The following is a 9,535-nucleotide window of genomic DNA, read 5'->3' as shown; positions in this document are numbered from 1 at the left end:
CCCCCCCCCCCCCCCCCCCCGCCGCCGCCCCCCCCCCCCCCCCCCCCCGCCTGTGCCACGAACCCGTCAGTCAAACAACTCCGCCAGCACTTCGACAAACGCGCCGATCAAACGATCCACCTGCCGTCTTTTCGTGGAAGGGCTGACCAACATCATGTTGTGAAACGGCGCAATCAGACAGCCGCGGTTGACGAGGCCCAGATGTACCGCGCGTTCGACCTGCGGTTCATGCGCCGCCATCGCCGCCACTCCGTTGTGCAATGGTCCGGGCGCACAAATAAACTCCACCCGCGCGCCAACACGCGCCACATGCCAGGGCGCAGAAACGCCGGTGATGGCGGCGGCAAGGCCTGCCTCCAGCCGCGCCGCGTTCCGCTCCATCCGGACATAATTGGCTTTGGTCATCACCTTGGAGAGGTTTGCGCGCAGTGCCGCGAATTGCATCGGATTACCGGACAAAGTGGTTCCCATGCCGGAATGACCGGGCGGCCGCTTGGCGTCATGGGCGAGGAACCGCTTCGCCAGATCGTGCGAAAGGCCCCAAACCGCGCAGGCGATGCCCCCGGCCACAGACTTGCCGATCACAAGGATATCGGCGCGCAGCCCATTGTTGCGCGCCCATCCACCCAATCCGCTGGAAATTGTATGGGTTTCATCCATGATCAGCAGCGATGCAGTCGCATCGCATGCCGCCCGCACCCCGTCCCAGAATCCGGGGTCGGGCAGGACCATGGCACAATTGGTCATCACAGGTTCGGCCAGGATCGCTGCGACATCGCCTTTTGCGAGTGCTGCCTGCAAGGTGGGCAAATCGTTGAATTCCACGACAACAGCATGCTCGGCGGGATTCGCGACCTGGCCCACAAGACCTGAGCGCGGCACGGTCCGACCATCCTTCAGAGTGACCATCACATCATCGACCGTACCATGGTAGCAGCCGTTGAACACAAGGATTTTTGGGCGCCCCGTCACCGCCCGCGCCACGCGGATGGCGCAGCGGTTGGCGTCTGATGCGGTGCTGGCGATTTGCCAGCGGTATTCGCCAAAACGCTTGGTCAAAAGACGCCCGGCCTCCAGCGCATCGGCGGAGGGGAGCATATAGGTCAACCCGCGTTTGGCCTGCCGGGTGATGGCCTTTGCCACCGGGCCGGGAGAATGGCCGAACAGGCTTCCGGTGTCGCCGAGGCAGAAATCATCCAAGCCGTAGCCATCGACATCGGTGATGCGTGCGCCTTTGGCGCTGGCGACCAGCAGGGGAAACGGCATCGGCCAATCGCGCATCCAATGCATCGGTACGCCGGCAAGATAGGCATCCGCGCCAGCCTTTAGCGCCGCTTGCGTGTTCGGGCGGCTGGCGAGGTAGCGGCGCGTTTCCGTCCTGGTGAAGGCGATAAGCCGCTTTTGGGTGATTCCGGCGATCATGGTGGTCCCTTTGCTGGGTATTTATTCGTTTAGCACAAGGCAATGGTCAGTGGCAGGGGGCGTTGCCCCCTCTTGGCCTGAAGGCCAATTCACCCCCAGGATATTTTGACAGAGAAGACGGGCAAAGGGACGCGGCGTTTCGGGTTCAACCGCGATGGGCGCCTGCGGCGAGGGAGGCCACGCGGGCCAGCACTTCGGCCACGGGTTTTCCGTCGGCAATGTCCTTGACGATGGCGGAGCCGACGACGCAACCGTCGGCGATGCTCGCCATGGCTTCAGCGGCCTCGGGGGGGGTGATACCGAAGCCGACGATGACGGGGAGGTCGGTCTGCGATTTGATGCGGGCGACTTCGGGGGCGACATCGGTGGCTTGTGGCGTTGCGGCACCGGTGATGCCGGTGATCGAGACGTAGTAGACAAAGCCAGAGGTGTTTTGCAGCACTTTGGGCAGGCGTTTGTTGTCGGTGGTCGGTGTGGCCAGACGGATGAAGTTGAGGCCTGCGGCCTGGGCGGGAATACAGAGTTCGGCATCTTCCTCGGGCGGCAGATCAACCACGATCAGCCCGTCGATGCCTGCAGCTTTGGCTTGATCCAGAAAGCGGTCTACGCCGCGTGCATAGATCGGGTTGTAGTAGCCCATCAGCACAATCGGGGTGGCGTCGTCGGTTTTGCGAAACTCGGTCACCATGGCCAGCGTTTTGTCCAGCGTCATGCCGCCTTCAAGTGCGCGTTGTCCGGCGCGCTGGATCGTGGGACCATCGGCCATCGGGTCGGTGAAGGGCATGCCCAACTCGATGATATCGACGCCAGCGGCGGGGAGGCCCTTCATCACCGCTAAAGAGCCTGCAACATCGGGGTCACCCGCCATGATATAGGAAACGAAGGCTTTTTTGCCGCTGGCCCGCAGGGTGGCGAATTTCTTGTCGATCCGGGTCATGGCGGCGTCCTTTGCTTTGACGCATCCGTTTGCCCAAAGTGCCGCCGGAAATCAATGGCTCTTAGCCGGGATCGGGGACGGAGACGGTCCAATTGGTGCCGAATCGGTCCGTGACCATACCAAAGCCGGGGGACCAGAAGGTTTGCGCGAAGGGCATTTTTGCGATGCCATCTTGAGCAAGTTGGTCAAAGACGCGCTGCGCGCCAGCCAAATCCGCAGCCGTGTGGGCGATTGTGATGGCTTGCTGTGGCTTTCCGGCCTGCCCCGGCGGAAAGTCTGACCCCATCAGATCACCGGTCGGGCAGGTCAGTTGCGCATTCATCACAAGGTCGCTGCCCGCAAATTCCGGTGGGCCGCCCGGCATGTCAGAGAAGCGGTGCAGCGTCAGGGTGCCACCGAAGACATCGTGATAAAACGTCATTGCCGCGGCGCAGGTGCCTTGGAAATGGATGAACGGCGTAAAGCCCATCATGCTGTCCTCCTGTTGGTCGAGAATGGCAGCGAACGGACGCCCTGAAAAGAGGCTTTTGCGGGCGCCTGCTTGCGGATTGCGGGGGTTTCGGCCTATGAGGGCCGGGGCAATGGATGGAGAGATGACATGGGCTTTCGCATGGGGATCGTCGGCTTGCCGAATGTGGGCAAATCGACCCTGTTCAACGCGCTGACCCGGACTGCGGCGGCGCAGGCGGAGAATTACCCGTTTTGCACGATTGAGCCGAATGTCGGCGATGTCGCGGTGCCGGATGCGCGGCTGGAAAAACTGGCGGCGATTGCGGGCAGCAAGCAGATCATCCCGACGCGGATGACTTTTGTGGATATTGCGGGCCTCGTGCGCGGGGCCAGCAAGGGCGAGGGTCTGGGCAACCAGTTCCTTGCCAATATCCGTGAATGCGATGCCATCGCCCATGTGCTGCGCTGCTTTGAGGATGACGACATCACCCATGTCGAGGGCAAGATCGACCCGGTGGCTGATGCGGAAACCATCGAGACTGAACTGATGCTTGCCGATCTGGAATCGATTGAGCGGCGGCTTGCCAATCTTGCCCGCAAGATCAAAGGCGGCGACAAGGACGCAGGCGATCAGGTGCGGCTTTTGAAACAGGCTCAGGTCGTGCTGGAGGAGGGCAAACCAGCGCGATCCGTGCAGGTAGCGGAGGATGATCTGCGCAACTGGCGGTTGTTGCAGCTTTTGACATCCAAACCCGTTCTTTTCGTGTGCAATGTCGAGGAATCTTCGGCCGCGCATGGCAATTCTCAATCGGCCCGAGTGGCCACAATGGCGACCAACCAAGGGGCGGGAATGGTTGTGATCTCTGCCCGGATCGAAGAAGAAATCAGCCAACTTGCCGCCGACGAGGCAGAGATGTTTCTGCAAGAAATGGGGCTGGAGGAGGCGGGCCTCGATCGCCTGATCCGCGCGGGTTATCAGTTATTGGGTTTGCAGACCTATTTCACCGTCGGTCCAAAGGAAGCGCGGGCGTGGACCATCCCCAAGGGGACACTTGCACCAAAGGCAGCGGGTGTCATTCACGGCGATTTCGAGAAGGGATTCATACGGTCCGAAACCGTGGGTTATGACGATTATATCGCTGGCAACGGCGAATCTGGGGCCAAGGAAGCGGGCAAGTTCCGGGTCGAAGGCAAAACCTATGAGGTCAAGGACGGGGATGTGCTGCACTTCCTGTTTTCCGGCTGATCGTGAAGATACAATGCCCTTTCTGCGGGTGGGGCCGGGCCAACGTGATCCATCGCGGCAGATAGTGGGCCAATGTGCAACGCATTGATGTCATACTTTTTGCATGGATTTCTGTGGCGGTTTGGTGTTGCTCGATTACTGCCATACTGCCATATTGCCGCGTCAAGCGACCTGCATGATGGAACAAGGCGGAACGGACAAATTTAGCATAGGCGAGCTTGGACCTTTCGCCATGCTCACAATCATGGCAGCGACGCGTTGCCCCCATCTTTCGGATGCGGGTGCGCAGAGATTGGAAAGTCAGTCCGCAACCTCGGCAAGAAAATGTACCGGGCGGGGCGTTCGGCAGGTGTCATAATGCTGGGTGGCAAGTGTTTGGAGAAAGAAGCCCTTCGACCGCATGCTACCCTTTTCCCTTCGCACTATAGTCGGCCTTTTTTTAACGGATCAAAAGGCCGGCCTTATGCCACAAACGCACCAAATGGGGAGTGAGTGATGATTAAAGCGCTTTGCATTTTATCTGGAACAAGCACATCGAAATTGGCGTTCGACCAGGGGAGAGGCAGCCAATTTCGATTCGAATCAAATGCAAAACGCTCTAGCGGCTTATTCAGCGGTGTTTTGTGTACCCTCCGTGATTGCACCAATTTGTGCAGGCCAACTGCCGTTTGTCTGTTTTCAAGGTGACCCGCTACCTGACGCCAGGCGACACCGGCAACGCATTTCAGTCCGGTTCGATGTCACGAACCACGAAAGGCGAACGCCGGAATCCGCTTATTGCGACACCGCCAGACCGACGATCGGCCCCATCTGAAAGCCGAAATCGCTGCGGCCCAGCGAAGGCGCGTAAAGGCGGCTGATCTTGCCATCGAAGTAGAGGGCATTGGGAACCGACAGCCCATCGCGGAACAGTCGCCCAAAGGTGTCAAAATTCACCGAATGCCCCGAAATGACAAAATACGCGGTCTTGCCATCGGCGGAGACTCCAACGCCGTTTCGGATGTAGCGACTGTCGCTATCGGCCAGGAACCTCGGGTGCAGTTTGCCATTGATCACCAGCATCGGCCCCGATTGTGTGGCAAAGCGACAGCGCGGCGGGTGGGCTTTGAATTTGCGCGATTCCACGACCGCAAAGCCATCCGGCCCGATGCAGAACACCCCATTCGGCAGCAACCCGAAATTGCCCGGCCCCGCGCGCGTGACGATGCCTGCGCGTTCCTGCCCCTCGGTGATCAGCAAACCAACCGGCGCACGGTCCGGGTGATACATCCCGGCATTCATCGCGAAAGCCAGCTTTTTGCCTTCGGCCTGCAACACCTCGTCAACCCTGCCAAAACTGCCCAGCACCACGCCTTCCGTATCGGCATGAAACAGGCGCAAATCCTGACCGAAGGTTACTTCGCAGGTTGTATAAGGCTGATCCTCAAACCGGATGTCCTTGCATGCAGCCTCCGCGACGGCAGGTGGTGCCGCGAGGGCAAACATCAATGCCGCAAGCCTTAGGTTCATGCTCATCGAGGTCGGGTTCTGCCACATGGCGGCGCACACGTTCAGCATCCAGTAGGCGGCGGGTTTCATCAAGTTGATCATAGGTGATGTCGCGGCGAAAGCGCAGTTCGGGAACGTGTTTGATGATCATGCCTTTGCTGACCAGATGACGCAACTCCCCCTGATGCCGGGCCAGGAGGGCGATGCAGCCTTCAACATCCTCACCGCCCAGCGGCATCACATGCACTGTCGCGACCCGCAAATCAGCAGACATTTGCACCTCCCCCACCGTGATATAGCGACGGTTGAGGTCGGGGTCATGCACCTCGCCACGCGAAAGCACCTCCGACAGGATGCGCCGGATCAATTCGCCAACACGAAGCTGCCGTTGCGACGGGCCTTTGGCCGAGGTGAGGTTTTTGTGTGCCATGCGCCCCATGTAGGCGCGAATCACGCGGTCTGCAACGGGTGTCACCCCTGCGTGCAGTCGGCTTTTCGCCTAGCCGGAGGCCGCGCGCGCGATCTCCACGCTGCTCAGGCCATAGGTTGAAGCAAATCGCTGTCGCGCCGCAATCAGCCGCACATCGTCGGGCCGCATCCCCAGTGTCCGGATGAACTCAATCCGCTGCTGTGATTTCAGAGCCTCCCGATCAATCGCGGTTCCCATTACACGATCAATCACCTCACCCCCCGGACTGACATGGAACCAGCGGGAAAAATCGCGGAAATGGTGCTGGTTGTGCAGGGTGGTGACATGACGCTCCACCGCTGTTTTCGGCACCGGCAGATGCGCGGTCATGTGGAACCATTCATAGCCCAGAAAGGTCGCGATGCCGCCGACCGGAACGATTGCGACAGCCACAGGAAGCGCAAAGGCTGGCACAACGAAATGCAACGCTGCCCAAGTGACGGCGAAACTGGTGCAAAGCACGGGCAAAGCCACCCAGATCGGCACGAAGAACAGCCTCTGATTGGTCGGGAAATCATGGTGTCCGTAATGCGCTTGATAGAGCAGGTCGAAGGCCCATTGCTGCCGTGGCGGGGCCAGATGGAAGATATAGCGGTGCAAGGAATATTCATTCAGCATCTGCGCCGGAATGCCAAAGATCACGAAAGCCCAGGCCCAAAACGGCCCAATCACCGCCAGCCAGATCGCCGCACCCAGCATGATCGCCGTCATCACCTGGACGGCGAGGTGCCGATACATGATTGAAAGCCGTGCCATTCCCATCCCCTGCCGATGCGCCAAGTTTGCACTGCTCGACACTGGTTGTCGCCTGTGACGTTGCGCAATGACCCGGCGAATACTCCCTCAGGCCCGCCGCAACCGATTCCGCCCCTTTGCGGTCCTTGCCGAAACCGCTAAAGACGGTCGCAAGGAAACGAGAGGATTGCACGCATGGCCGACCTTCCGGGAATCATCGTCACTGGCGCGTCGGGACGAATGGGCCAAATGCTGATCCGCACCCTCAGCATGTCAGATCGCGCGCGACTTGTCGGCTGCGTCGAACGTAACGGCCACGATTGGATCGGGCGGGATGTGGGGGAGGCGATGGGCGGCGCACGCCTTGGCGTGATCGTCACCGATGACGCTCAGGGTGCCTTTGCCACGGGTCAGGCCGTCGTTGATTTCACCGCCCCCGCCGCTACGATGGAATTTGCCGCACTCGCCGCGAAAGCCGGTGTGGTTCACGTCATCGGCACAACCGGGATGGAAGCGAAGCATCTGGCCAATCTGCGGACTTTTGCGCAGCAGGCCGTCATCATTCGCGCAGGCAATATGTCGCTCGGTGTCAACCTGCTGGTTCGGTTGACGCAAAAGGTGGCGCAGGCGCTGGATGAGGATTGGGATGTAGAGATCGTTGAAGCACACCACCGCATGAAACTCGATGCGCCCTCCGGCACCGCCCTGATGCTGGGCGAAGCTGCGGCAAAAGGGCGTGGCGTTGCATTAGCTGATGTGCGCGATTCCGGCCGAGACGGCATCACAGGAGCGCGCAAACGTGGTGACATCGGCTTTGCCGCCATTCGGGGCGGCGATGTTGTCGGCGAACATGACGTGATCTTTGCCGCCGATGGCGAACGCATCATCTTGCGCCATCTGGCCACGGATCGCAGCATCTTTGCCCGTGGCGCATTGCGGGCGGCGATTTGGGGCATCGGTCAAAAACCCGGTGAATATGACATGATGGATGTTCTTGGACTGTGATTTCCGGAACCTTTCCAGCCGATTTAGCCGATGAAATCCCGATACCTGTCAGAGGCGTAGACGAACCCCTGATCCAAGAGCGGCCCGACACCGGCATAGACCTGCGGTGCATCGGGACGAATTGCAAACGCATCGCCTCCCGTGGCTGCCGCCAACCGCCGCGCATCCTCGGCATGGTCCCATGTGCCAGCGGCCACCGAGGCGCGATCCCGCGCAAGGTAATCGCCTGTCAGTTTGTAATGCCGCAAAAGGCCGGTCACATCGGCGATCCGCACATTGGACGCACAATGCGGATGCGGGATAAGCCGCACCTCCGGCGACATTTTGACCAGCGAGTGCTTGGACAGGAAACACGCTTCTCCAAACACCTCACGACGCAACCCGCCGAGTTTCAATTGCAGCGGCGCGTCACAATGATTGCTTTGCAAATACCATGAGAAGCCGATTTCCTCACGGTCGAAATAGGGAACGGATTGCATCACACCTAAACTGTAATGATCTGCGCGCACCAGTATTTCGCCATAGCCCCAACCCTTGCCCTCACCATACGCTCCGGGGGCATATAGGTCGAGCATCTGCGTTACCATCGCGGTATACCCCTCGGACTCCAGGTAATGCATAAGCTGCGGCAAGGTGCCAAGCGGTTCAAACAGCTCGTCCGAATCGACAAACAGCACCCAACCGCCGCGCAAAACCTTGCGCGCCGCCTGTTCCCGCAGGGCGCATTCAAAGCGCTTCGCGGGCAGGTCGGATTGCAACACAGTGACATCGGCGAACCGCTTGGCTCGTGCCACCGTATCATCGGAGGAGGCGTTGTCGACAATCACGATATGCCGGACCCCAAGCGCCTGATGGTGTCGGATGAAATCGTCGATATAAAAAGCCGCGTTCCTCATCAGGGACACAACGGCCACTTGAGCCGGTGCAAGCGGCACTGTCGCCGCACCATGGGCAAGCGTCAAACTGCCCCGCACCATGCGCCGAGTGGCCGCTTCTTGCACCCGGCGTCGAAGTCCATTCCAAACCCGTTTGATCACAGCGTACCTTCAGAAACCACCCGACCACAGAATATTGCGGCCCGGCCAAAGACAAGCGCCAAAAGCGGTTGCTGCGTTACCTTGCTCTTGCGTGCTGCGGCTGTCAGGCTTCGGCAAAAACGGGAGAGAATATGACCGATACTATCGCTGACGCCATTTCCGGCATCTATGAAACGCATCTGCCGGTGTCCGATCTTTCACGCTCTATCGCGTTTTATCGCGACATCTTGGGGCTGCAACTGGCGCATGAGGTGCCGTCGCGCGGCGCTGCGTTTTTCTGGGCCGGTGCGCCGGATCGCGGCATGTTGGGTCTGTGGCAATGCGGCTTTGGCCCGTTGCGTATGACCGGCCATTTCGCCTTTCGGATAGGGCGGAATGCCCTGCTTGCGGCCCCCGCCATGTTGCAGGCGCACGGCATCGCACCGCTGGGCTTTCATGGTGAGCCAGCGTCCGAACCCGTCGTTATCGGCTGGATGCCCGCCCTGTCGCTGTATTTCAAAGACCCGGATGGGCATTCGCTGGAGTTCGTCCATTTGCTGGACGCGCCAGCCGATCCCGGTTTTGGCATTGGCACCTGGTCGGACTGGCGGGATCGCGGGTAATAAGGCACGCAGAAGCCTTATCTTGCGAAGGGATACCAAGTGGAACAAGGGAATCCGATTGGCTGCGACAATCAGCTTGAATCTAGCCGATCGTCTTGCAAGTTGGAAAGCTCGGCAGGTAAAGCTCCTAAACGGAAACCCCAT

Annotated in this window: 9 protein-coding genes and 1 pseudogene; 3 read left to right on the top strand and 7 right to left on the bottom strand. The window is 59.9% G+C overall.

The features are described 5' to 3' along the window. Positions 1-66 precede the first annotated feature (66 nt). From L0H65_RS08545 to L0H65_RS08535, 3 genes are all read right to left on the bottom strand, one after another. Positions 67-1,422 (bottom strand): aspartate aminotransferase family protein, encoded by a 1,356-nt coding sequence (locus L0H65_RS08545; protein ID WP_301458452.1) that lies wholly within the window; start codon positions 1,420-1,422, stop codon positions 67-69. A gap of 145 nt (positions 1,423-1,567) precedes the next feature. Next, complete coding sequence (gene trpA / locus L0H65_RS08540; protein ID WP_301458451.1) at positions 1,568-2,359, bottom strand: tryptophan synthase subunit alpha; 792 nt, start codon at positions 2,357-2,359, stop codon at positions 1,568-1,570. Between the two features lie 61 nt (positions 2,360-2,420). Beyond that, positions 2,421-2,831 (bottom strand): VOC family protein, encoded by a 411-nt coding sequence (locus L0H65_RS08535; RefSeq protein ID WP_301458450.1) that lies wholly within the window; start codon positions 2,829-2,831, stop codon positions 2,421-2,423. A gap of 126 nt (positions 2,832-2,957) precedes the next feature. On the opposite strand from L0H65_RS08535, the gene ychF reads away from it, so the two are divergent. After that, complete coding sequence (gene ychF, locus L0H65_RS08530) at positions 2,958-4,055, top strand: redox-regulated ATPase YchF (RefSeq protein ID WP_301458449.1); 1,098 nt, start codon at positions 2,958-2,960, stop codon at positions 4,053-4,055. 774 nt (positions 4,056-4,829) lie between these two features. Here the strand turns inward: ychF and L0H65_RS08525 are convergent. From L0H65_RS08525 to L0H65_RS08515, 3 genes and pseudogenes are all read right to left on the bottom strand, one after another. Then, positions 4,830-5,564, bottom strand: coding sequence for a phosphodiester glycosidase family protein (locus L0H65_RS08525; RefSeq protein WP_301458453.1), 735 nt, complete (start codon positions 5,562-5,564; stop codon positions 4,830-4,832). A 1-nt stretch (position 5,565) separates the two neighbouring features. Then, positions 5,566-5,973, bottom strand: a pseudogene (rbfA, locus tag L0H65_RS08520) (30S ribosome-binding factor RbfA); the annotation flags it as partial. Between the two features lie 69 nt (positions 5,974-6,042). Then, entirely contained in the window at positions 6,043-6,768 is a 726-nt protein-coding gene (locus L0H65_RS08515; protein WP_301458448.1) for a sterol desaturase family protein, read from the bottom strand. A gap of 174 nt (positions 6,769-6,942) precedes the next feature. Here L0H65_RS08515 and dapB point away from each other — a divergent pair, with 174 nt between their 5' ends. Continuing rightward, on the top strand, positions 6,943-7,752 hold the full coding sequence (gene dapB / locus L0H65_RS08510; protein ID WP_301458447.1) for a 4-hydroxy-tetrahydrodipicolinate reductase: 810 nt from the start codon (positions 6,943-6,945) through the stop codon (positions 7,750-7,752). A gap of 23 nt (positions 7,753-7,775) precedes the next feature. Here the strand turns inward: dapB and L0H65_RS08505 are convergent, their stop codons facing one another. After that, the gene (locus tag L0H65_RS08505) at positions 7,776-8,729 is read right to left on the bottom strand and encodes a glycosyltransferase family 2 protein (protein WP_301458446.1); all 954 of its coding nucleotides are present in this window, start codon (positions 8,727-8,729) and stop codon (positions 7,776-7,778) included. A gap of 191 nt (positions 8,730-8,920) precedes the next feature. Here L0H65_RS08505 and L0H65_RS08500 point away from each other — a divergent pair, with 191 nt between their 5' ends. Then, positions 8,921-9,391, top strand: coding sequence for a VOC family protein (locus L0H65_RS08500; protein ID WP_301458445.1), 471 nt, complete (start codon positions 8,921-8,923; stop codon positions 9,389-9,391). Positions 9,392-9,535: the final 144 nt, after the last annotated feature.

Origin of the sequence: Pseudorhodobacter sp. (assembly GCF_030452865.1) — a bacterium.
Lineage (GTDB): Bacteria > Pseudomonadota > Alphaproteobacteria > Rhodobacterales > Rhodobacteraceae > Pseudorhodobacter.
This window is presented reverse-complemented; position numbering and strand designations above follow the sequence as displayed.